Origin of the sequence: Streptomyces sp. NPDC008139 (assembly GCF_042957025.1) — a bacterium.
Lineage (GTDB): Bacteria > Actinomycetota > Actinomycetes > Streptomycetales > Streptomycetaceae > Actinacidiphila.
This window is the reverse complement of record NZ_JBIBHM010000004.1, coordinates 302,359-324,669: the sequence shown is the minus strand read 5'-3', so window position 1 is coordinate 324,669 and position 22,311 is coordinate 302,359. Positions and strand designations below refer to the sequence as shown.

The 22,311-nt window shown below is 71.9% G+C and carries 22 protein-coding genes; 4 read left to right on the top strand and 18 right to left on the bottom strand.

The window, feature by feature from the left end; genetic code table 11:
- Window positions 1–52 precede the first annotated feature (52 nt).
- From ACFZBB_RS10355 to ACFZBB_RS10310, 10 genes are all read right to left on the bottom strand, one after another.
- Complete coding sequence (locus tag ACFZBB_RS10355) at window positions 53–1,417, bottom strand: GTP-binding protein (RefSeq protein ID WP_391119823.1); 1,365 nt, start codon at window positions 1,415–1,417, stop codon at window positions 53–55.
- A gap of 2 nt (window positions 1,418–1,419) precedes the next feature.
- Window positions 1,420–2,355 carry a sulfate adenylyltransferase subunit CysD gene (cysD, locus tag ACFZBB_RS10350; RefSeq protein WP_391119821.1) on the bottom strand — a complete coding sequence of 312 codons (936 nt, stop codon included), beginning with the start codon at window positions 2,353–2,355 and terminating at the stop codon, window positions 1,420–1,422.
- Entirely contained in the window at window positions 2,352–2,891 is a 540-nt protein-coding gene (gene cysC, locus ACFZBB_RS10345; protein WP_391120141.1) for an adenylyl-sulfate kinase, read from the bottom strand. The genes cysD and cysC overlap by 4 nt, the downstream gene beginning before the upstream one ends.
- Window positions 2,892–2,986: 95 nt before the next feature.
- Window positions 2,987–3,691, bottom strand: coding sequence for a phosphoadenylyl-sulfate reductase (locus ACFZBB_RS10340; RefSeq protein ID WP_188282347.1), 705 nt, complete (start codon window positions 3,689–3,691; stop codon window positions 2,987–2,989).
- Window positions 3,688–3,867, bottom strand: coding sequence for a hypothetical protein (locus ACFZBB_RS10335; RefSeq protein WP_355338738.1), 180 nt, complete (start codon window positions 3,865–3,867; stop codon window positions 3,688–3,690). Before ACFZBB_RS10335 ends, ACFZBB_RS10340 begins: the two co-directional genes overlap by 4 nt.
- Window positions 3,864–5,588, bottom strand: coding sequence for a nitrite/sulfite reductase (locus ACFZBB_RS10330; RefSeq protein WP_391119818.1), 1,725 nt, complete (start codon window positions 5,586–5,588; stop codon window positions 3,864–3,866). Before ACFZBB_RS10330 ends, ACFZBB_RS10335 begins: the two co-directional genes overlap by 4 nt.
- A gap of 155 nt (window positions 5,589–5,743) precedes the next feature.
- Window positions 5,744–5,827: a putative leader peptide gene (locus ACFZBB_RS10325; protein ID WP_355338823.1), complete on the bottom strand. Its 84-nt coding sequence runs from the start codon at window positions 5,825–5,827 to the stop codon at window positions 5,744–5,746.
- Between the two features lie 127 nt (window positions 5,828–5,954).
- On the bottom strand, window positions 5,955–6,506 hold the full coding sequence (locus ACFZBB_RS10320) for a GNAT family N-acetyltransferase (RefSeq protein ID WP_391119816.1): 552 nt from the start codon (window positions 6,504–6,506) through the stop codon (window positions 5,955–5,957).
- Between the two features lie 229 nt (window positions 6,507–6,735).
- Window positions 6,736–8,013 (bottom strand): GAF domain-containing protein, encoded by a 1,278-nt coding sequence (locus ACFZBB_RS10315; protein WP_391119814.1) that lies wholly within the window; start codon window positions 8,011–8,013, stop codon window positions 6,736–6,738.
- A gap of 375 nt (window positions 8,014–8,388) precedes the next feature.
- The gene (locus ACFZBB_RS10310; RefSeq protein ID WP_391119812.1) at window positions 8,389–10,026 is read right to left on the bottom strand and encodes an acyl-CoA dehydrogenase family protein; all 1,638 of its coding nucleotides are present in this window, start codon (window positions 10,024–10,026) and stop codon (window positions 8,389–8,391) included.
- Window positions 10,027–10,044: 18 nt separating this feature from the next.
- On the opposite strand from ACFZBB_RS10310, the gene ACFZBB_RS10305 reads away from it, so the two are divergent.
- Window positions 10,045–11,292: a YhjD/YihY/BrkB family envelope integrity protein gene (locus tag ACFZBB_RS10305; protein ID WP_391119810.1), complete on the top strand. Its 1,248-nt coding sequence runs from the start codon at window positions 10,045–10,047 to the stop codon at window positions 11,290–11,292.
- Between the two features lie 54 nt (window positions 11,293–11,346).
- Complete coding sequence (locus ACFZBB_RS10300) at window positions 11,347–12,051, top strand: helix-turn-helix domain-containing protein (RefSeq protein ID WP_391119808.1); 705 nt, start codon at window positions 11,347–11,349, stop codon at window positions 12,049–12,051.
- Here ACFZBB_RS10300 and ACFZBB_RS10295 read toward each other — a convergent pair.
- Window positions 12,026–12,442, bottom strand: coding sequence for a VOC family protein (locus ACFZBB_RS10295; protein ID WP_391119805.1), 417 nt, complete (start codon window positions 12,440–12,442; stop codon window positions 12,026–12,028). The two genes, ACFZBB_RS10300 and ACFZBB_RS10295, sit on opposite strands and share 26 nt — an antisense overlap.
- Before the next feature lie 501 nt (window positions 12,443–12,943).
- Between ACFZBB_RS10295 and ACFZBB_RS10290 the strand changes: the two genes are divergently transcribed.
- Both ACFZBB_RS10290 and ACFZBB_RS10285 read left to right on the top strand, forming a co-directional pair.
- The gene (locus ACFZBB_RS10290; RefSeq protein ID WP_391119803.1) at window positions 12,944–14,188 is read left to right on the top strand and encodes a ThuA domain-containing protein; all 1,245 of its coding nucleotides are present in this window, start codon (window positions 12,944–12,946) and stop codon (window positions 14,186–14,188) included.
- Between the two features lie 190 nt (window positions 14,189–14,378).
- Window positions 14,379–14,627 carry a sigma factor gene (locus tag ACFZBB_RS10285; protein ID WP_355338762.1) on the top strand — a complete coding sequence of 83 codons (249 nt, stop codon included), beginning with the start codon at window positions 14,379–14,381 and terminating at the stop codon, window positions 14,625–14,627.
- Window positions 14,628–14,670: 43 nt separating this feature from the next.
- On the opposite strand, the gene ACFZBB_RS10280 is transcribed toward ACFZBB_RS10285, so the two are convergent.
- From ACFZBB_RS10280 to ACFZBB_RS10250, 7 genes are all read right to left on the bottom strand, one after another.
- Window positions 14,671–15,786, bottom strand: coding sequence for an ATP-binding cassette domain-containing protein (locus ACFZBB_RS10280; RefSeq protein ID WP_391119801.1), 1,116 nt, complete (start codon window positions 15,784–15,786; stop codon window positions 14,671–14,673).
- On the bottom strand, window positions 15,783–16,643 hold the full coding sequence (locus ACFZBB_RS10275; protein ID WP_391119799.1) for an ABC transporter permease: 861 nt from the start codon (window positions 16,641–16,643) through the stop codon (window positions 15,783–15,785). The genes ACFZBB_RS10280 and ACFZBB_RS10275 overlap by 4 nt, the downstream gene beginning before the upstream one ends.
- Complete coding sequence (gene modA, locus ACFZBB_RS10270) at window positions 16,640–17,479, bottom strand: molybdate ABC transporter substrate-binding protein (protein WP_391119797.1); 840 nt, start codon at window positions 17,477–17,479, stop codon at window positions 16,640–16,642. Before modA ends, ACFZBB_RS10275 begins: the two co-directional genes overlap by 4 nt.
- A 126-nt stretch (window positions 17,480–17,605) precedes the next feature.
- Window positions 17,606–18,250 carry an LUD domain-containing protein gene (locus ACFZBB_RS10265; RefSeq protein WP_391119795.1) on the bottom strand — a complete coding sequence of 215 codons (645 nt, stop codon included), beginning with the start codon at window positions 18,248–18,250 and terminating at the stop codon, window positions 17,606–17,608.
- Window positions 18,247–19,740 carry an LUD domain-containing protein gene (locus tag ACFZBB_RS10260; protein WP_391119793.1) on the bottom strand — a complete coding sequence of 498 codons (1,494 nt, stop codon included), beginning with the start codon at window positions 19,738–19,740 and terminating at the stop codon, window positions 18,247–18,249. Before ACFZBB_RS10260 ends, ACFZBB_RS10265 begins: the two co-directional genes overlap by 4 nt.
- On the bottom strand, window positions 19,737–20,561 hold the full coding sequence (locus ACFZBB_RS10255; protein WP_391119791.1) for a heterodisulfide reductase-related iron-sulfur binding cluster: 825 nt from the start codon (window positions 20,559–20,561) through the stop codon (window positions 19,737–19,739). The genes ACFZBB_RS10260 and ACFZBB_RS10255 overlap by 4 nt, the downstream gene beginning before the upstream one ends.
- A gap of 61 nt (window positions 20,562–20,622) precedes the next feature.
- Entirely contained in the window at window positions 20,623–22,128 is a 1,506-nt protein-coding gene (locus ACFZBB_RS10250; protein ID WP_391119789.1) for an FGGY-family carbohydrate kinase, read from the bottom strand.
- Window positions 22,129–22,311: the final 183 nt, after the last annotated feature.

Here is a 22,311-nt window from a genome sequence, read left to right as displayed (position 1 = left end):
CCGACGCGGCCGCCCTCCTTCGCGAAACCCGAGAAGGCATCCTGAGTCATCGTCAGAAGTCCCAACCCTCGTCGTCGGCCGCGCCACCCGCGGCCGGATCCGTCTTCTCGGCGAACGCCTCGCCCGCCATGCCCGCGGTCAGCGTCGTACCGTCCGCCGGGTCGATCAGCAGGAAGGAACCGGTCAGCCGGGAGTCCGCGTACGCGTCCACCGGCAGCGGCTCCGCGGTGCGCAGCAGCACCGCTCCGATGTCGTTGACCTCCAGCTCGGCGGGCTCGTTGTCGTGCGCGAGACCGTGCGAGAGGTCGATCCGGTACGGCAGGCCCTTGACGATCGCCTTCACCGTCCGGGTGGTGTGCTTGAGCAGTACGCGGTCGCCGATCCGCAGCGGACGCTCGTGCAGATGGCACACCGTGGCCCTGATGTCCTGGGTGATCGCGGGCGCCGTCGCGGTCGGCGCGATCATGTCGCCGCGCGAGATGTCCAGGTCGTCGGCGAGCAGCACCGTCACCGACTGCGGCGCCCACGCGGTGTCGACGGCCTCACCGAGCGCGTCGATCCCGGAGATCGTGGTGGTACGGCCCGACGGCAGCACCGTCACCGCGTCGCCGACGCGCAGCAGCCCCGAGACGATCTGGCCCGCGTAACCGCGGTAGTCCGGGTGCTCCGCGGTCTGCGGCCTGATCACGTACTGCACGGGGAACCGCGCAGGGCAGCCGGTCAGGTCGTGGCTGACCGGGACCGTCTCCAGGTGCTCCAGTACGGTCGGGCCGCCGTACCAGTCCATGTGCGCGGACGGCTCGACGACATTGTCACCGGCCAGCGCGGAGATCGGGATCGCGGTGATCTCCGGGACGCCCAGCGAGGCCGCGTAGGAGGTGAACTCCTCGGCGATGGCGGCGAACACGGGCTCCGCGTAGTCCACCAGATCCATCTTGTTGACCGCGAGCACCACGTGCGGGACGCGCAGCAGGGCCGCGACGGCCCCGTGCCGCCGGGTCTGCTCGATCACGCCGTTGCGGGCGTCGACCAGCACCACGGCCAGCTCCGCCGTCGAGGCGCCGGTGACCATGTTGCGGGTGTACTGCACATGGCCCGGGGTGTCGGCGAGGATGAACCGCCGCCGCGCGGTGGCGAAGTAGCGGTAGGCGACGTCGATGGTGATGCCCTGCTCGCGCTCGGCCCGCAGGCCGTCGGTGAGCAGCGCCAGGTCCGGGGCCTCCTGGCCGCGGCCGAGCGACGCCCGCTCGACCGCCTCCAGTTGGTCGGTGAGCACCGACTTGGAGTCGTGCAGCAGCCGCCCCACCAGCGTGGACTTGCCGTCGTCGACGGAGCCCGCGGTGGCGAAGCGCAGCAGCGTGGTGGCCGACAACTGCTCGGCGGTGAGGGGGTTGGTGGGACCCGTGGTGGCGGTCATGGTTAGAAGTACCCCTCGCGCTTGCGGTCTTCCATCGCGGCTTCCGACATCTTGTCGTCGGCGCGGGTCGCGCCCCGCTCGGTCAGCCGGGAGGCGGCGATCTCGGTGATCACCGCGTCGAGCGTGGTGGCGGCGGAGTCGACGGCGCCCGTGCAGGACATGTCGCCGACCGTGCGGTAGCGCACCTGTCGGGTCTCCACCGGCTCACCGGCCTTCGGGCCGCCCCACTCACCCGCGGTCAGCCACATCCCCGACCGGTTGAACACCTCGCGCTCGTGCGCGAAGTAGATCTCGGGCAGCGCGATCTTCTCGCGGGCGATGTACTGCCACACGTCCAGCTCGGTCCAGTTGGACAGCGGGAAGACCCGTACGTGCTCGCCCGGCGCGTGCTTGCCGTTGTAGAGCTGCCACAGCTCGGGGCGCTGGCGGCGCGGATTCCACTGCGAGAACTCGTCGCGCAGCGAGAACACCCGCTCCTTGGCCCGCGCCTTCTCCTCGTCGCGCCGACCGCCGCCGAACACCGCGTCGAAGCGGTGCTCCCTGATGGCATCGGTCAGCGGCACCGTCTGGAGGGGGTTGCGGGTGCCGTCGGGGCGCTCGCGCAGCCGCCCGTCGTCGATGTACTCCTGCACCATCGCGACATGCAGCCGAAGGCCGTGCTCGGCGACCGTACGGTCCCGGAACTCCAGCACCTCGGGGAAGTTGTGCCCGGTGTCCACGTGCAGCAGCGAGAACGGCACCGCTGCGGGCGCGAACGCCTTCAGCGCCAGGTGCAGCATGACGATCGAGTCCTTGCCGCCGGAGAAGAGGATCACCGGCCGCTCGAACTCGCCCGCCACCTCCCGGAAGATGTGCACGGCCTCGGACTCCAGCGCGTCCAGGTGCGAGAGGGCGTACGGGCTGTCCGTGCTTCCGGAGTGCGCGACGGCGGCGGTCATATGGTGAGCCCCTTCTCGACAAGCAGCGCGTGCAGTACGGAAGCCGACTCCTCGACCGTGCGGCCCTGGGTCTCGATCCGCAGATCGGGGTCGGCCGGGATCTCGTACGGGTCGTCCACGCCGGTCAGACCGGTCAGTTCACCCGCGGCCTGCTTGGCGTACAGGCCCTTGACGTCACGCACCGAGCAGACCTCGACCGGTGTCGCGACATGCACCTCGACATAGCCGGTGCCCTGCTGCTGGTGGCGCTTGCGGACGGCCTCGCGGCTGTCGGCGTACGGCGCGATGACCGGGACGAGCGCCAACACGCCGTGCGAGGCGAGGAGTTCGGCGACGAAGCCGATGCGCTGCACATTGGTGTGCCGGTCCTCGCGGCTGAAGCCGAGGCCCGCGGAGAGGAATTCGCGGATCTCGTCGCCGTCGAGCACCTCGACCCGGCGGCCCTGCGCGCGCAGCCGCTCGGCGAGCGCGTAGGCGATGGTGGTCTTGCCCGCGCTCGGCAGACCGGTGAGCCAGACGGTGGCGCCGGTGGTCATCCCCAACTCCTGACTGGTCGTCACTGCCTCGGTCGTCACCGCGCCGGTCTGCGTGGGGCCGGTCTTCGTGGCACCGGTCCCCGCCTGACCGGCCGTCACAGGTGGATCCCGCACTCGGTCTTGCCCAGGCCCGCCCAGCGGCCGGCGCGGGCGTCCTCGCCCTCCAGCACCCGGCGGGTGCACGGAGCGCAGCCCACCGAGGCGTAACCGTCCGTCAGCAGCGGGTTGGTGAGGACACCGTGCTCGGCGACGTACGCCTCCACGTCGTCCTGCGTCCAGCGGGCGATCGGCGCGATCTTGACCTTCCGCCGCTTCTCGTCCCAGGACACCACCGGGGTGTCGGCCCGGGTCGGCGACTCGTCGCGGCGCAGGCCCGTCGCCCACGCCTCGTAGCCGCGCAGACCCTCCTCCAGCGGAGCGACCTTGCGCAGCGCGCAGCACCGGTCGGGGTCGCGGTCGTGCAGCTTCGGCCCGTACTCGGCGTCCTGCTCGGCGACGGTCTGCCGCGGGCTGATCGTGATGACGTTGACGTCCATCACGGCCGCGACCGCGTCACGCGTGCCGATGGTCTCGGGGAAGTGGTAGCCGGTGTCGAGGAAGACCACGTCCACGCCGGGCAGCGCCCGCGAGGCGAGGTGCGCGACCACGGCGTCCTCCATCGAGGACGTCACGCAGAACCGCGGCCCGAAGGTGTCGGCGGCCCAGCGCAGCACGTCGAGCGCGGACGCCTCCTCCAGGTCGCGGCCCGCCTGCTCGGCCAGGGTGCGCAAGTCCTCGGCGGTGTGCTGTGCGGTGGTCACGAGGCGCCTCCATGCGGGGAGTTGGCGGTCGTTCCCCTGGACAGCAGCCCGAGGAACTTCAGCGTGAATGCGCGATTGCAGGCGTGGCATTCCCACGCACCGTGGCCTTCCTCGGACGGACGCAGGTCCTCGTCCCCGCAGTAGGGGCAGTAGAACGGCGCGGCCCGCTCGCTCATGACAGCTCCTCCGCGGAGGCGCGCGCCGCCCACTGCGCGAAGCGCTCGCCGTCGGTGCGACCGGCCTGGAAGCGGGTGAGCACACGCTCCACGTAGTCCGGCAGCTCCGCCGAAGTGACCTTCAGACCGCGGACCTTGCGGCCGAAGCCCGCCTCCAGGCCGAGGCTGCCGCCCAGGTGCACCTGGAAGCCCTCGACCTGCTCGCCGTCGGCGTCGGTGACGAGCTGCCCCTTGAGACCGATGTCCGCGACCTGGATACGGGCGCAGGAGTTGGGGCAGCCGTTGATGTTGATGGTGACCGGCTCGTCGAAGTCCGGCAGCCGCCGCTCCAGTTCGTCGATGAGCGAGGCGCCGCGCGCCTTGGTCTCCACGATGGCGAGCTTGCAGAATTCGATTCCGGTGCAGGCCATGGTGCCGCGCCGGAAGGGCGACGGCGTGACCTGGAGGTCCAGCGACTCCAGACCCGCGACCAGCGACTCGACCCGGGACTCCTCGACGTCCAGGACGAGCATCTTCTGGTCGACGGTGGTCCGCAGCCGGTCGGAGCCGTGCTCGGCGGCCAGTTCGGAGATCTTCGTCAGCGTCGCGCCGTCGATCCGGCCGACCCGCGAGGCGAAGCCGACGTAGAAGCGGTCGTCCTGCTGCCGGTGCACGCCGATGTGGTCGCGCCACTGCTGCACCGGCTGGTCGGGCGCCGGGCCGTCGGTCAGCTCGCGCTTGAGGTAGTCGTCCTGGAGCACCTGGCGGAACTTCTCCGGACCCCAGTCGGCGACCAGGAACTTCAGCCGGGCGCGGGCGCGCAGCCGTCGGTAGCCGTAGTCGCGGAAGATGCCGATGACGCCCGCCCACACCTCGGGCACCTCGTCCAGCGGCACCCAGGCGCCCAGCCGCACACCGAGCTTGGGGTTGGTGGACAGCCCGCCGCCGACCCACAGGTCGAAGCCGGGGCCGTGCTCGGGGTGCCGGACGCCGACGAAGGCGATGTCGTTGATCTCGTGCGCCACGTCCAGCAGCGGCGAGCCGGAGACCGCGGTCTTGAACTTCCGTGGCAGGTTGGAGAATTCCTTGCTGCCGATGTAGCGGTCGTGGATCTCGTCGATCGCGGTGGTGCCGTCGATGATCTCGTCCTCGGCGATGCCCGCGACGGGCGAGCCGAGGATGACGCGGGGCGTGTCGCCGCACGCCTCCATGGTGGACAGGCCGACCGCCTCCAGGCGGCGCCAGATCTCCGGTACGTCCTCGATCCGGATCCAGTGGTACTGGATGTTCTGCCGGTCGGTGAGGTCGGCGGTGCCGCGGGCGAACTCCTGCGAGATCTCGCCGATCACCCGGAGCTGGGCCACGGTCAGCCGGCCGCCGTCGATCCTGACCCGCATCATGAAGAACTCGTCGTCCAGCTCCTCCGGCTCCAGGATGGCGGTCCTGCCGCCGTCGATCCCGGGGCGGCGCTGCGTGTACAGCCCGTACCAGCGCATCCGTCCGCGCAGGTCGGCGCCGTCGATGGACTGGAATCCGGCCTTGGAGTAGATCGTCTCAATGCGTGTCCGCACATTGAGACCGTCGTCGTCCTTCTTGGTCTGCTCGTTGCCGTTGAGCGGCGTGAAGTGCCCCATGGCCCACTGGCCCTCACCGCGGTGCCGTCCGGCCTTGCGGTGCGACGCGGCAGCCCCGGCGGCGGCGTCTCCGGCCGGAGTCTGGGGCAGGTCAGGGGTGGAAGCCATGGCGATGCGTCCTTCGGGCAGGCTCGAATACGGTCGATTACGCGCGGGAGCACCCTATGGCCTGGGAAAACGCAGGGCTGTGAAACACAGCGAGGCGGCCGGGGACTCCCGGGCATCCACGACGACGGGGATGGCGGGGAGCGGAGCTAAGTCGGTCAGACCGCCGGACAGATGGCGCTGGACACGCGGCAGAAGTCGACGTGCGGCCGACCTACCAAGGCGATTCCAGTGCGTGACATGACGAAAGCGTGGCATGCGGGTCTCCGGAGAGTCCACCGCCATCCATTATGTGGACCAGATAATCTCACCAGGTGAGAAACTGTGGCGTCGGTCACGCCCCGCCCGGCGCGACCGTCGCGCGGACGGTCACGCGCCCGGTGGAGTGGACGGGGAAGCGGCGACCGTCGTGTCGAACACCCGGAAGCCGCGCCGCCGGTAGTTGTCCAGCGCGTACGGCCCGTCCAGCGAGCAGGTGTGCACCCACACCCGCTCGGTCGGTTCCCTTCCCTCCCAGCGGTCGCCCAGGTCCCAGGCCCGCTCGGTGCCGAAGGACAGCAGATGGCCGCCGAGTCCGCGGCCCCTGGAGTCCGGCAGCAGCCCGAAGTAGACGATCTCCACCACGCCCGCGTCCTGCGCCCCCAGCTCCACATAGCCGGCGGGCGTGCCGTGCTCGTACGCCACCCACACCTCGGTGCCGGGCCGCGCCAGATGCGCCCGCCACTGCTCCGGCGGCCACGGCAGCCGGTCCCGCCACTCGCAGTCCGCGCCGACCGCCGTATACAGAAAGCGCCCGAACTCCGCCGACGGGACCTGCGACCGCACGATCCGGACACCCGAAGCCTCGGGCGGCACGGCCGCGGCCCGCAGCTCGTCGGGCGAGGTCAGTTCGAGGGACCAGGTGGTCACGGGCGTACTCATACGGCCCACCCTAGGCGGTGCGGCCGGGCGCCCCGGGCCCGCCCCGGACGCCGCGACCGGGCACCCGGTGGCCGGATCTCACCCCCGTCCCGCGCCCGTACCGCGCTCCGCGCGCCCCCACGGCGCGGACACGTCCTCCTGACGGCCGCGCCGCCGACTCGTTTCGATGGTCATCACACGGATGCGGCCGGGCACGTACGGTGACCGACCGCGCCCGGCGGCCGTACGGTCAGCGGCGCGCGGCCAGCACCGCGGGCGCGAGCGAGTGCGGGAGGAGGTCCAACGGGTGGTGCGGACGGACGAGTTCGACATTCACCCCGTCGGCGAAGCGGTACGGCCGGTGCGCCAGCACGCCCGCCAGATTCCGCCGCAGCCGGGACAGCTCCGCGCGCACCGTCACCGTACGGCTCGGATCGCCGAACAAGTCGGCGGCCAGCTCGGCCGCGGTCCTGCCGCCGCGGTGCACCGCGAGCACGAACAGCAGTTCCGCGTGGCGCGGACTGAGCTGCTGCGCCCAGCTCCCGGCCGCGCCGCTCACCGTCACCATCCAGTTGCGCGGACGGCTCACGTCCAGCACCACCTGGCTCGCGCCCGACGCCCGCTCGCGGCTGCCGAGCCGGACCAGCCAGCCGCCCGGCAGCGGCTCCACCGAGCACAGGCCGAGCGAGGGCAGCCACATCTGCCCGGCGCTGACGGCCGCGGGCAGTTGCAGCCGGTCCGGCGGCGCCATCCCGGCCACCGCGGCCACCCAGCCGTTGGGGTCGACGGCCAGCGCCTGGCCCTCCATCCGGGCCAGCAGCGGCGCGGCCACCGACCGCAGCCGCTCGACCGCCGCCCAGTGCCTGGCCCGCAGTTCGCCCTCGGCGACCCTGGCCACCGCGGAGACCAGCGACAGATTCGCCGGGTGCGCGGTGGAGGCGGGACCGGTCACATTCACCACGCCCAGCAGCCGTCCGTCACGCGGATCGTGCAGCGGGGCCGCGGCGCAGGTCCAGCCGTGCAGATTGCGCACGAAGTGCTCGGCCGAGTGCACCTGGAGGGGGGTGCCGGTCACCAGCGCCGTACCGATCGCGTTCGTGCCGACCGCGTCCTCGGCCCAGCTCGCGCCCTCGGCGAAGCCCAGCCGGTCGGCGAGGGACTTGCGGGACGCGAGGCTGCCGTCGCGCCACAGCACCCGGCCCTCCGCGTCGGTGACGATCATGATGTGCCCGGCCACGTCCGCGACCGCGTGCAGACCGTCGCGCAGCAGCGGCAGCAGACCGCCGAGCGGGGTGGACTGCCGCCGGTACTCCAGCTCGTCGGCGCCCAGCAGCCCGTCGTTGCGACCGGTGTCCGGGTCCAGGCCCCGGCTCAGGGCGCGTGTCCATGACTCGCCGATCACCGGCCGCGGCGGCTTCGGCGGCACATCACCCGCAAGAGTGGCTTCCCGGACCGAGGCCAGCAGGTGCGCGGACGCGCGGGCGTCCATCGCGTCCCTCCGGCCGACCTGGATCGGAAAGTGTGTCACGTCGCCCCCGCCCTGCGTGCTCTCCGTCTTCCACTGCCCATGGTGCCGCCGTACGGGCCCGGCCGTCGCGATTTCCCTCCCCTCCACAGGAGGTCCCCACACGACCTGACGACCTGTGCAACGGGCTGCAACCATTGCGAGCGTACGCGACTTCGACGGAGAGTGACGCGGCGTCACCGGCGCGCGGCAGCCCCCCGCCCGCGCAGCCGGGACGGTCGGCCTGACGGCCCAACAGACCGGGGGTGGTGCCGAGTCGGCGCGGCGCCACCCTCCGTGGGCGCGGCGGCGGAAACCTTTCTGCTCCCCCTTCGGGGGGCGAGCGGAGGGACAGCCGCTGCCGCGCCGTTTTTCGTTCTGTCGCGGCGGGCGAGCGCCTTAGGACTGGACCGGTCGGGCGCGGTCGACGATCGAGGACAGGTCCAGGGTGTGGGGGAGGGTGCCGAAGGTGGCGCCCCAGTCGTGGCCGAGGCGGGAGGCGCAGAAGGCGTCGGCGACCTCGGGGGGCGCGAAGCGGACCAGGAGGGTGCCCTGGAGGACCAGCGCCATGCGCTCGACGATGCGGCGGGCGCGGGTCTCGACACCGTCGAGGTCGGCGAGTTCGCCGAGGAGGTCCTTGACGGCGCCGTCGAGGCGGTGGTCGGCCCCGCGGGCCAGGCCCAGCTCGGCCAGGAAGGCGTTGAGGGCCAGCGGCTCCCGCTGGAGGACGCGCAGCACGTCGAGGGCCTGGACGTTCCCCGAGCCCTCCCACACCGAGTTCAGCGGCGACTCGCGGAAGATCCGCGGCATGCCGGACTCCTCCACGTAGCCGTTGCCGCCCAGGCACTCCAGCGCCTCGGCCGCGACGACCGGACAGCGCTTGGTGACCCAGAACTTGGTGACGGCCACCGCCAGCCGCCGGAAGTGCCGCTCCTGCTCGGTGTCCGCGTCGCAGGCCGCCGCCAGCCGCAGCGCCGTGGTCGTCGCGGCCTCCGACTCCAGCGCGAGGTCCGCCAGCACGTTGCGCATCAACGGCTTGTCGACCAGCGGCCCGCCGAAGGCGGTGCGGTACGTGGCGTGGTGCACGGCCTGCGCCACCGCCTGCCGCATGAGGGCGGCCGAGCCCAGCGCGCAGTCGAGACGGGTCGCCGCGACCATCTCGATGATGGTGGCCACCCCGCGCCCCTCGTCGCCGACCCGCCGCGCCCACGTACCGCTGAACTCCACCTCCGAGGAGGCGTTGGAGCGGTTGCCGAGCTTGTCCTTCAGCCGCTGGATCGCGAAGACGTTACGGGTGCCGTCCGGCAGCACGCGCGGCAGCAGGAAGCAGGTCAGCCCTCCCGGCGACTGCGCCAGGACGAGGAAGCCGTCCGACATCGGGGCGGAGCAGAACCACTTGTGCCCGGTCAGCGCGTACGCGCCGTCCTCCGCCAGCGGCTCGGCGTGCGTGGTGTTGGCCCGTACGTCGGAGCCGCCCTGCTTCTCCGTCATGCCCATTCCGAACAGCGCGCCCGGCTTCTCGCCGCCCGCGACCAGTCGCGGATCGTAGACCCGCGACCCGAGCCGCGGTTCCCACTCGGCGGCCAACGCCGGGTCGGTGCGCAGCGCGGGCACCGCCGCGTGCGTCATCGACACCGGACAGCCGTGCCCGGCGTCGACCTGCGACCAGACCAGGAACCCGGCGGCCCGCCTGAGGTGCCCGTCGGGCCGCGACCAGGCGTCGGTGAGACCGGCGGTGACCGCGTGCCCGAGCAGCCGGTGGTACGAGGGGTGGAAGTCCACCTCGTCGATCCGGTTGCCGTAGCGGTCGTGGGTGCGCAGCACGGGCGAGTACGCGTTCGCCTCCTCGCCCCAGCGCTGTGCCTGGGCGGATCCCGCGGCCTTGCCCAGCTCGCTCAACTCGTCCGTGATCTCCGCGAGCCCGGCCGGATCGGCGTGGCGGGCCACGGCCTCCACGAGGGCGCTGTCGGTGCTGTACACGTCATGGCCGACCAGCGGCGGAGCCTGATTGGTCACCGTGTGAGTGAGGGTGCTCATGGCAGCTAACGTAAGGGGGTGCAAGCAGCCGAAGAAAGAGGCCATCGTCGCCCGAGCAGGTGGCGCCGGGCTCGGGTGGTGTACCGCAACGTCTCCAAGCGCAAGGTCGCTTGGCTGCTGCTGAAGGACACCGTCAACTCCTGCATGGAGTACCGGGTGACCGGCCTCGCCGCCGAGGCGGCCTTCTTCGTCCTGCTGTCACTGCCGCCGCTGCTGCTCGGCCTGGTCGGCGCCCTCGGCTACGTCGACACCGTCATCGGCCTCGACACCATCGACCACATCCGGCACAACATCCTCACGGCGTCCTCCACCGTGCTCTCCGACAAGGGCGTCAACCAGCTCGTCAAACCCCTGGTCGACGATGTCTTCCACGGCCGCCGCCCGGACCTGATCTCGCTCGGCTTCCTGATCGCCCTGTGGTCGGGCTCCCGCGCGGTCAACGTCTTCGTGGACACCATCACCATCATGTACGGCCTGGAGGGCCGCCGCGGCATCGTCAAGACCCGGCTGATGTCGCTGGTGCTGTACGTCGTCGCGCTGATACTGGGCGCCGCCGTACTGCCGCTGGTCGTCGCGGGACCCGACGCGGTGGTCGACATGCTGCCGGGCGGCGAGGGCGCGGTCGCGGTGCTGTACTGGCCCGCCGTCCTGCTCGCCACAATCGCCTTCCTCACCACGCTCTACCACGTGTCGGTGCCGGTGCGCTCCGCCTGGTACGAGGACGTGCCCGGCGCGCTGATCGCGCTGTTGATGTGGGTGGTCGGCAGCTTCGTCCTGCGGATCTACCTCACCCACACCGTCGAGGGACCGACGATCTACGGCTCGCTGGCCGCGCCGGTCGCCGTCCTGCTGTGGATCGGCGTGTCCGCCTTCGCCGTCCTGGTCGGCGCGGCCGTCAACGCGGCCGTGGACCGGGTGTGGCCGTCGCTGGCCACCGCCGCGGCCCGCGAGGAGAACGCCAGGCTGCGGGAGGCCGCGGCGGCCGAGGTCGTCGCGCATGCCGCCGCCCGCAGGGCCGCGTACGCCGGCGACGAGGACGGCGATCCCGACGACGACCCGCCCGCCGAATACCCCGAGCGGTGGGCGGAATTCCTGCCGCACGCCGATGTGCGGTCCCGGCTGCGCCGCCGCCCCGACGTACCGCCGATGGCTCCGGCGCCCCCGCCCGCCCGGCACTCGGCCCCGCACCGCTCGGCCTCCCGGCCCGCGCCTCCGCCGCCCGCCGCGGGCCCGCCGCCGATGCCGCCCTTCCCGCCTGAGCTGTGACGCGCGGGGCGGCTCGGCGGGACCGGCGGCCGGGTCGCGGTGCACCATGGAGGCATGTACGAGGAACGTGCCGCCGCGGTGCCGGGCGTCACCGTGTGGACCCGTGAGAACGGCGGCGGGTCCTACCGCGTGCTGCCCGACGGCTGCATGGACCTGATCTGGTACGACGGCGGCCTGCTGGTCGCGGGCCCCGACACCCGCGCGTTCGTCGCCGACGATCCGCCGGGCGGCTCGTACGCGGGACTGCGGTTCGCGCCGGGGCTCGGCCCGCTGATGCTGGGAGTGCCGGCCCGCGAGCTGCGCGACCGCAGGGTGCCGCTGGACGCGCTGCGGCCTGCGGCGCGCGCCGGACGGCTGGCGGACCGGCTGGCGGACCGGCTGGGCGGCCGGGACGCCGCCGCCGTCCTCGACGCCTGGGCGGTGGCGCGGCTCGGCGCGGCAGGGCCCGTCGATCCCCTCCCCGGCGGCGTCGCCAGGGCGCTGGCCGCGGGCCGCCCGGTGGGCGTGATCGCGGCCGAGACGGGCCTGGGGGAGCGGCAGTTGCGCCGCCGCTGCGAGGCCGCGTTCGGCTACGGGCCCAAGACGCTCGGCCGGGTGCTGCGGCTGCAAGGGGCGCTGGAGCTGGCCCGCCGGGGCACCGCGTTCGCGGAGGTCGCGGCGCTCGCGGGCTACGCCGACCAGGCCCATCTCTCGCGCGAGGTCATGTCGCTCGCGGGCGTGCCACTCGGGCGGCTCATCCGCCCGACGGCTCCGGCATAGCGGCGAAGAGGTCGACGGCGTTGCCGTCCGGGTCGTACACGGCCGCGTAGCGCTGGGCCCAGAAGGCGTCCCACGGCTTGAGGTGGCCCGTGTGCCCGGCCTCGGTCAGCTCCGCGTAGGCCGCGTCCACGCCCTCGGGGGCGCCGCAGTCGAAGGCCAGCGACATACGGGAGCCGGTGGCGGGCGACCAGCCGGGGTCGAAGGAGCGGACGGTCTCCACGGTGTCCCAGGCCAGCCGCAGACCGCCGGGGAGCGTGACCTCGACGTGCGGCTCCCCGTCCGCCGCCGCGGGCAGCTCGATGCCCAGGCGTCGGTAGAAGGCGAGCGAGGCGGCCATGTCCGCGACGACGAGGCCGATCAGATCGATACGGGGCGTGATGGGTGTGTTCATGCCGTCCACGCTAGGCGGGCCGGGCGCCGGGTGTCTTGAACGAAACGGACACCCGGCACCCGACCTGCGGCCCCCCGGCCCCCGCCGGGGTTGTGAGCGTCGCCGCGGTCGCGCACCGTGCTCCGCGGGCGATGCGGTCCGAAGGATCCGATGAGGCCGATGAGAACTGATGAAGGCCGGATGGGGCCGATGGGGCCGGATGAGGCCGATGGGGTCGGACGGGGCCCGACGGGGAGGAGTACGGGCCAGTGGTAAGGGGGAGGTATGCGGTGGTGCGTGGAAGGAAAGCTTCTTGTCCGTTGGTTCGGAAGGATCGCCCCACCGGGCCGCCGCGTCAAGGGCTGGGTCAAGGAAGTGAACGAAAAACAACTCACCCCCCGGTCAACACTGTTACTAGGTCAAGGATTCGACCGCGAGTCATTGACATGAACATAGTCTGGACCTTTCAATCGCGGTACAGGCGCACGTCCCCCACCGTCGCGCACAAGGAAGGTCCCCCACATGATCAGATCCCGTACACAAATACCCTGGTCGCGCACCCTGTTGAGGCTGTTCGCGCTGTTCGCCGTGGTGCTCGGGGTACAGGCGGGGCCCGCGCACACCGCGCAGGCCGCCGACTTCAAGGTGATCGCCTTCTACGACGGCACGTACGACGCCGCCCACATCAACTTCGTCCACGAAGCGAACGCGTGGTTCCCGCAGCACGCGGCGCAGTACGGCTTCTCCTACACCTCGACCAACGACTGGAGCCAGCTCAACACCGCCAACCTGGCCCAGTACCAGGTGGTCATGTTCCTCGACAACGCCCCGCAGACCGCGGCCCAGCAGAGCGCGTTCCAGACCTACATGAACAACGGCGGCGGCTGGATCGGCTTCCATGTCGCGGCCTACAACGACGCGTCGTCCAACGGCTGGTCCTGGTACCACCAGACCTTCCTCGGCACCGGCACCTTCAAGTCCAACACCTGGGGGCCGACCGCCGAGACGCTGAAGATCGAGGACCCGAACCACCCCGCCACCGCGGGCCTGCCCGGCACGATCGCCTCGTCCGTCAGCGAGTGGTATAGCTGGCAGAACGACCTGCGGCAGAACCCGAACATCGACATCCTGGCCTCGATGGACCAGTCGACGTTCCCGATCGGGACCGACCCCAACCAGACCTGGTACAGCGGCTATTACCCGATCGTGTGGACCAACAAGAACTACAAGATGGTCTACAACAACTTCGGGCACAACGCGATGAACTACGACACCAACACCGCGCTGTCGTCCACCTTCGCCAGCGCCCAGCAGAACCAGTTGCTGATCCAGGAGATCCGCTGGGCGGCGGGCCAGAGCGGCCCGGTCACCCCGCCCCAGGGCGGCCCGACCGGCGCCATCCAGGGCTATGGCGGCAAGTGCGTGGACATCGCGGGCGCCAGCAGCACCAACGGCGCGGCCGTACAGCTCTACGACTGCAACGGCACCAACGCCCAGACCTGGGCGGTCGGTTCCGACGGCACACTCAAGGCCCTCGGCAAGTGCATGGACGTCACCTCGGCGGGCACGGCCAACGGCACCAAGGTGCAGCTCTACGACTGCAACGGCAGCGCCGCCCAGAAGTGGACGCGCAGCGGGAGCACGCTGGTGAACGCCGGGTCGGGCAAGTGCCTGGACGCGACGGGCCCCAGCAGCGCCAACGGCACCCGGCTCCAGATCTGGACCTGCGGCACGGGCGCCAACCAGCAGTGGACGCTGCCGAGTTGATCCCCCGGCCGGGCTGATCTCCGCGGCCGGCCGACACCCGAGCGGAGCCGGGCCGCGGCCCGGCTCCGTACTCGTACGCCCCACGCCCACCTGAGGCCACATCCACCCCGGATGAACGCGGCGCGCGCCGGTCGCGTATTACTCCCACAGGGGTTGCGGCGTGCGCCGCCCCCGGGGGAGGGGACGACCGGTGACACCGGAAGAACGCGAAACCGGGCAGCACACCGAGCACTACGAGATGCTGGTGTCGTTCGCCCTCGGCCACGTGCGCGACCGAGCACAGGCCGAGGACGTCGCCCACGAGACGCTGCTGCGCGCCTGGCTGCACCTCGGCCGGATCGAGCCGGGCAGCGCCACCGTCCGCGCCTATCTGCTGACCATCGCCCGCAATCTGCTGGCCGTGACACCGGGGGCCGGTTCGCCGCCGAACTCCCGCTGAGGGCCGCCGCGTCGGTACCGCTGAGCCCCGCCGCCCGGCCGGCTCACGCGGGATAGGCGTGCGTCTGGGCCGCCTTGACCGTCGCCCACACCTGCGCGCCCTCGTGCAGGCCCAGTTCGGCCACGGACACCGCCGTCAGGTCGGCGGTCAGCGGCAGTTCGTCGGCGCTCCCGGTGAGGGCGACACGGATCTGGTCGCCGTGCGACTCCAGGCCGCAGATCCTGGCCCGCCAGGTGTTGCGCGCGCTGGAGTCCGGCCGGTCGGTGGAGAGCGTGACCGCGCTCGGCGGGAAGGCCACGAAGGCGGGCCCCGTCAGCTCCTCCGTGGCGGTCACGGTCAGCTCGGGACCGAGCCGGACCGTGTGCCCCTCGGCCTCGCCCCGGTAGAGATTGAGCCCGACCAGCCGCGCGATGTAGTCGGTACGCGGACGGCGGGCGATCTCCGCGGGCGTGCCCTCCTGCACCACCCGCCCGTGCTCGATCACCACCAGCCGGTCGGCCAGCACCATCGCGTCCAGCGGGTCGTGCGTCACCAGCACCGCCACCGCCTCGAACGCGGCCAGATGGCGGCGCAGCTCCGCCCGTACGTCCAGCCGCGCGCGGGCGTCCAGCGCCGCCAGCGGCTCGTCGAGCAGCAGCAGCCGCGGCCCGGTCGCCAACGCCCTGGCCAGCGCCACGCGTTGGGCCTGTCCGCCGGACAGTCGCCGCGGCTTGACGCCCGCGTGGTCCGCGAGCCCCATCCGGTCCAGCAGATCCGCCGCCCGCGCCCGCGCGTCCGCCTTGGACGCGCCGTGGCAGCGCGGCCCGAAGGCGACATTGTCCAGCGCGGTCAGATGCGGGAAGAGCAGATAGTCCTGGAAGATCACACCGACCGGCCGGTCCTCGGCCGGCACCCGTCGCCGTACCGCCGGTTCCTCCAGCGTCCGTCCGTCGAGGCGCAGATGGCCGCCGGACAGCGGGGCGAGACCGGCCAGCGTACGCAGCGCGGTGGTCTTGCCCGCGCCGTTCGGACCGAGCAGCGCCAGCACCTCGCCGGGCGGCACCGACAGCCGTACGTCCAGCCGGAAGGCGCCGCGGTCCAGGACGAGACGCGCGTCGAGGCCGTCGGTGTCGTCCTCGGCGCCCCGCACGTCGGGCCCGTCCCCCTTGTCGAGTCTCATGACGCGGCCGTCCAGCGTTCGCGCAGCCCGGCCAGGACCGCGACGGAGACCGCGAGCAGGACGAGGCTGAGCGCGATGGCGGCTGCCGGATCGTCCTGGAGCGCCAGATACACCGCCAGCGGCATTGTCTGCGTACGGCCGGGGAAGCTGCCCGCGAAGGTGATGGTGGCGCCGAACTCGCCCAGCGCCCTGGCCCAGGCCAGCACCGCGCCCGCCGCGACACCCGGTGCGATCATCGGCAGGGTGACCCGGCGGAAGGCGGTGAACCGCGAGGCGCCCAGCGTCGCCGCCGCCTCCTCGAACCGCGTGTCGGCCGCCCGCAGCGTCCCCTCGACGGTGATCACCAGGAACGGCATCGCCACGAACGTCTCCGCCACCACCACACCGGCCGTCGTGAACGGCAGCGTGACGCCGAACGCCGAGTCGAGCCAGCGCCCCACCACACCGTTGCGCCCCAGCGCCAGCAGCAGCGCCACACCGCCGACCACCGGCGGCAGCACCAGCGGCAGCGTCACCAGCGAGCGCACCAGACCGCGGCCGGGAAACGTCGTACGGGCCAGCAGCCACGCCAGGGGCACCCCGAACACCAGCGACACGGCGGTCGCCGTCGTCGCGGTCTCCAACGACAGCCGCAGCGCCGTCCACACCTCGGAACTGGTGAGCTGCGACGGCAGGCTCCGCCACGGCGCCCGGATCAGCAGTGCCAGCAGCGGCAGCAGCAGAAAGACGAGCGCGATCAGCGCGGGCAGCAGCAACGGCAGCGGGACACCGCCGCGGCTGCGCACGAAGCGGCGCCGCGGCCGGTGCCCGGGAAGTCCCGGACCGGCCGCGGCGTCCCGCCGCTCCGGACCGGTCACGGGTTGAGGAAGCCCGCCCCGGTGAGCACCTTCTGGCCCTCGGCGGACCGCACCAGCGCGATGAACGCCTGCGCGGCCGTCCCGTTGGGCGCGTTCTTCAGCTCCACGATCGGGTATGTGTTGATCGCCTTCGCCGACTCGGGGAAGTCCACGCCCTGCACCTTGCCGCCCGCGGCCTTCACGTCGGTCTTGTAGACCACCGCCGCGTCGACCTCCTTCAGCTCCACCTTCGTCAGCGCGGCCTTCACATCCTGCTCGTAGCTGACCGGCGTCAGCTTCAGCCCGCTGTCGGTCAGCGCCGTCTGCGCGGCGGCCCCGCACGGCACGGTCTTCGCGCACAGCGCGACCTTGAGACCGGACTTCGTCAGGTCCTTCAGCGACGCGATCTTGTCCGGGTTGCCGGGCAGCGTCGCGATCTCCAACTGGTTGCGCACAAAGGTGGCGGGAGTGCCCGCCGCGTCCTTGGCGTCGGTGACGATCTTCATCGTCTTCGTACTGGCCGCCGCGAAGACGTCAGCGGGCGCGCCCGAGGTGATGCTGGCCGCGAGCACGTCGCTGCCGCCGAAGTTGAACGTCACCTTCGTGCCGGGGTACGCGGTCTCGAACTGCTTGCCGAGCGTCGTGAAGGACTCCTTCAGCGACGCCGCCGCGAACACGGTCACGGAACCGGTGACCTTCGGCGTGGTCGCCGACGCGGAAGCGGAGGACGAGGCGGAGGGGGACGACGACGAGGCGTCGGAACCCTTGTCCGAGGACGAGCAGGCAGTGAGCGCCAGCAGTACGGCGGCGCCGCCGACGGCCGCCACCATGCCGCGGCGCCGTTCGGTACGGATCATCACAGGAACTCTCTCTCTGCCGCGCACCAGGTCATTGTGACGATCATAGTGACGCATCTGCGAGGGATAAGTCTCCTGGCGCATTGCATAAGCCGCACGATCCAGCCGTCCGCCTTGTTTGTGCGATCACACAACCATGATGACGTCCAGGGTGCGGGGGCCGTGGACGCCTTCGACGCGGTCGAGTTCGATGTCGCTGGTGGCGGAGGGGCCCGAGATCCAGGTCTGGGGCAGGGTGGGGTCCAGGCGGGGGAGGGCCTGGGGGACCGAGGCGACGATCTGCGCGGGGGTGATGACGCAGATGTGGTGGTCGGGGACGAGGGTGATCCGGCGGCGGCCCTGGTCGGGGGAGGTGTCGAGCACGATGGTGCCGGTCTCGGCGATGGCCAGCGCGCAGCCGGTGATCACGGTGTCGATCGCGTCGAGGTCGTAGGTGGTCTGCTCGGGCCGGTCGGTGTGCCGCTCGGTGTCCGGGCCGATCGCGTCGAGCCAGTGCGCGGGCAGGCCCTGCGGGGTGACGACGCTGCGGCTGCCGTGCTCGGCGATCAGCCGGGCGACGGTCGCGGGCAGTCCGGCCTCGTCCGTGTGGTGGACGTGGGCCCGGTAGTCGGTGAGGTTCTCCGCGAGCAGGGTCGCGGTCTCCTGCGGGGTGCGGTCGGCGTGGGTGTGCAGGTAGTCCCTGGTGAGGGGGGTGTCGTGCGGGCGGTCGTCGCGGGGGACGTCCGCGAGGGCGTTGCGGATGCGGGTGAGGACGGTGTCGCGGGAGGTCACTGGCCGTTCTCCTGGGTCTGCGGGTGGTCGGCCGGTTGGTTTTTCTGCCACCAGTCGCGGAAGGTCTGTGGGGGGAGGGTGGGGAGGTCGCGGGTGGCGGTCCACGCCTTGCCGGGTCCGGGGAGTCGTTGTGGGTGGAGGCGGCGGGTGCGGGTGGCGAGGCGTTGGCCCTGGCGCATGACGCCCGGGTGGTCGAGTGCCCAGCGGGCGGCGCGCATGGTGGCGCGTTCGGCTGCGTGCCCCTTCGCGGGCTTGATGGTGACGCGTTTGCCGTCCTGGGTGGTGGTGGCGCCTTCGGCGACCCGCTCACGCAGGTGCACCAGCACTTCGGGGATGTTGATGGCGACGGGGCAGACGTCGTAGCAGGCGCCGCAGAGGGTGGAGGCGTAGGGGAGGGAGGCGTCGAGTGGGGTGGTGGTGGTGCGGAGTTGGGGGGTGAGGATGGCGCCGATGGGGCCGGGGTAGGGGGAGCCGTAGGCGTGGCCGCCGGCGCGTTCGTAGACGGGGCAGACGTTGAGGCAGGCGGAGCAGCGGATGCAGCGCAGGGCTTGGCGGCCGGTGGTGTCGGCGAGGGTGTCGGTGCGGCCGTTGTCGATGAGGACGAGGTGGAAGTTTTTGGGGCCGTCTGTGTGGGTGGTGCCGGTCCACAGGGTGGTGTAGGGGTTCATGCGTTCGGCGGTGGAGGAGCGGGGGAGGGTCTGGAGGTAGATTTCCAGGTCCTGGAAGGTGGGGATGACCTTCTCGATGCCGACGACGGAGATGAGTGTTTCGGGGAGGGTGAGGCACATGCGGCCGTTGCCTTCGGATTCGACGACGACGAGGGTGCCGGTGTCGGCGATCATGAAGTTGGCGCCGGAGATCCCGACTTTCGCGCGGAGGAACTTCTCCCGCAGGTGCAGGCGGGCGGCTTCGGCGAGGTCGGCGGGGGTGTCGGTGAGGTTGTCGGGTGCGGGGCGGCCCCAGGTGGCCATCTGGGTGTGGAAGATGTCGCGGATCTGGTGGCGGTTTTTGTGGATGGCGGGGACGAGGATGTGGGAGGGGAGGTCGTTGCCGAGCTGGACGATGAGTTCGGCGAGGTCGGTTTCGTAGGCGGTGATCCCGGCGGCGGTCAGGGCGTCGTTGAGGCCGATTTCCTGGGTGGCCATGGATTTGACTTTGACGACTTCGGTTTCGCCGGTGTCCTGGACGAGGCCGGTGATGATGCGGTTGGCGTCGTCGGCGTCCAGGGCCCAGTGGACGGTGCCGCCGGCGGCGGTGATGTTCTCCTCGAGCTGGAGGAGGTAGTGGTCGAGGTGGCGCAGGGTGTGGTCCTTGACGGCGGCGCCCGCTGCGCGTAGTTGGGGCCAGTCGGCGAGTTCTCCGATGGCTTTGGCGCGTTTGTCGCGGATGGTGTGGGTGGCGTGGGTGAGGTTCGCGCGGAGCTGGGTGTCCTTCGTGGACGAGGCGGCGGCCTTCGGGAACGACGGCAGACCCAGATACGTACCACTCATCGGACCACTCCTCCATTGCGCGCGCCGCCGCCCGTGGCGACATGGACCGGAACCCCGGCGGTCGGGACCGTCAGCGGATGCTCCCGCGTACTGGCCAGGATCTCCGCGATGTGCACCGGGCGGATGGCGGTGCGCTGCCGGGACATCGTGCCCTCCAGGTGCATCAGGCAGGAGTTGTCGGCCGCGCACAGCACGTCGGCGCCGGTCTCCTCCGCGTGCCGCACCTTGTCCGCGGCCATCGCGGCCGAGACATCGGGATTCTTCACGGCGAAGGTGCCGCCGAAGCCGCAGCACTCCTCCGCACCCTCCAACTCCCGCAGCTCAAGCCCCTTCACAGCCTCCAACAGCCGCCGGGGCCGCTCACCGAGCCCCAGCATCCGCAGCCCGTGACAGGTGGGGTGGTACGTCACCGTGTGCGGGAAGTACGCGCCCACATCCGTCACCCCCAGCACGTCCACCAGGAACTCCGTCAACTCGTACGTCCTGGGCACCACGTCGGCCAGCGTCTCGCTCAACTCGTCGCCGCGGCCCTCCTCCCGGGCCCGTTCGCCGAGGCGCGGGTAGATGTCCCGCACCATCGCCGCGCAGGAGCCGGACGGCGTGACCACGTAGTCGTATCCGGCGAAGACCCGCGCCTGGCGGCGCGCCAGGGGCTCCGCCTCGTGCCGGTAGCCGGTGTTGTAGTGCGCCTGGCCGCAACACGTCTGCCCCATCGGGAAGTCCACCTCGACGCCGAGCCGCGTCAGCAGCGCGACGACGGCCTGGCCGGTCCGTGGATAGAGCGTGTCGTTCACGCAGGTGAGAAACAGGGCGGCACGCATCGCGGCTCCCTCGGGGTCGTGCGGGCGGATGGCGGACGGCGGTTGGGCGGATGACGGGAAGTCAGGGGGCGGCGAGGGTGCCGGAGATACGGGCGTCGGCCGCGTCCCAGGCGCGCAGGTCGCCGCGCGGCTCGTACCGGCGCAACTCCTGCGTGTCGGCCACCAGTTGCCGCATCTGGGCCAGATCGCCGACGAGGCCGTGGGTGCGGGCCTGGACGAGGATGTTGCCGAGCGCGGTCGCCTCGGTGGGCCCGGCGATCACCGGCAGCCCGGACGCGTCCGCGGTGAGGCGGCACAGCAGTTCGTTGCGGCTGCCGCCGCCGACCAGATGGATGTGGGTGATCTCCCGGTCGGCCAGTTCGGCGGCCTTGCGCAGCACCCTGCGGTGCGCGAGCGCCAGGCTCTCCAGCACGCAGCGGACCAGCGCGCCCCGGCTCTCCGGCGGGCGCTGCCCCGTACGGACGCAGTAGTCCGCGATGGCCGCGGGCATGTCGGCCGGTGCCAGGAACTCCGGCGCGTCCGGGTCGATCACCGCGCCGAACGGCTCCGCGCGGCCCGCGTCCGCGAGCAGCGACGCCAACTCGGAGGGCTCCCCGCGCGCGGCCCACACCCGACGGCACTCCTCCAGCAGCCACATCCCCATGATGTTCCTGAGATAGCGGAACGTGCCATCGATCCCGCGCTCATTGGTGAAATTCGCGGCCCGCGACGCCGCGCTGAGCACCGGCGCGTCCAGTTCGAGCCCGGCCAGCGACCAGGTGCCGCAGGAGATGTACGCGGAACCCGGCGCGGTGGCCGGTACCGCCGCCACCGCCGAGGCCGTGTCGTGCGAGCCCACCGTGGTGACCCGCGTCCCCGCCGTCAGACCTGTCGCCGCCACGATGTGCGGCAGCAACTCCCCTGCGCTGTCGCCGGGTTGCCGCAGCGCCGGCAGCAACGCCGGGTCCAGGCCGATCCGGTCGGCGAGGTCCCGCGACCACTCGCCCGTACGGGCGTCCAGCAGGCCCGTCGTCGAGGCGTTGGTGACCTCCGCACCGACACTGCCGGTCAGCCAGTGCGTCAGCAGGTCGGGGATCAGCAACAGCGTCCGCGCGGCGGCCAGTTGGACCGTGTCCCGCGCCGCCGCGAGCTGGAACACGGTGTTGAACGGCAGATGCTGGAGGCCGTTGGCCGCGTACAGCTCCTGCGCGCCGATCTCGTCCCGCACCCGCGGCGCCACCTGCGCCGTACGGCTGTCCCGGTAGTGGTACGGGATCCCCAGCAGCGTGCCGTCCGCGTCGAGCAGGCCGTAGTCCACCGCCCACGTGTCCACGCCGACGGACGCCACTGCGGCGCCCGACCTCGCCGCCTCGCGCAGTCCGTCCAGAACGCCGGTGAACAGGCCCGGCAGGTCCCAGTGCAGCCCGCTCGGCAGCCGCACCGGCACATTCGCGAACCGGTTCACTTCCGTCAGGGCCAGTGTCCCGCCGCCCACCCGGCCCACGACGACGCGGCCGCTCGTCGCGCCGAGGTCCGCCGCCGCGAACACGCCTGCGGCTGGGCTTGCGAATGGGGGTTCGCCGATCATGCCTCTCCTTATACGGCCACTCCTGCGGAGTGCGGTGCTTCATTCTTCCCGCCCCGCGCCCCGGGACGGCTCTCCTACCGGGTCGGTAGGCCGACTTCTTTTAGGGGCGCCCCCATGCGGCTCCTTTGCCGGGGGCGGCAGGCCGATCTTTTCGGGGCGCGGCCCGGGGGCGGTGTCCTTGCG